Annotated in this window: 1 pseudogene; it reads right to left on the bottom strand. The window is 67.8% G+C overall.

The features are described 5' to 3' along the window. A pseudogene (locus SB749_RS21135) lies at positions 1-230 on the bottom strand (glycosyltransferase); the annotation flags it as partial.

Genomic DNA, 230 nt, shown 5'->3' with positions numbered 1-230 from the left:
CTCGCGGAAGCCGCGCAACTCTTCGATCGCTCGGCGGCTCATCAGGCGGAAGTCAGCGTGATCCGGCAAGATGTCGACGCCGAAGCGGCGCAGCACCCGGTAGTAGCCGCGCGCGCTGACGCGCTTGAAGAAGCCGTCGCTGTCGCGCCGCTGCCGCACGCCGAATACGATCTCGGCGCCGGAGTGGTATTCGCCCAGCATGCGCGGGATTGCGTCGAGGTCGTCCTGGA

Origin of the sequence: Brevibacterium sp. SIMBA_078, from assembly GCF_046534565.1 — a bacterium.
In the GTDB taxonomy this organism is placed as follows: domain Bacteria; phylum Actinomycetota; class Actinomycetes; order Actinomycetales; family Brevibacteriaceae; genus Brevibacterium.
The sequence above is the reverse complement of the archived record's forward strand: the minus strand, read 5'-3'. Positions and strand labels throughout refer to the sequence as shown.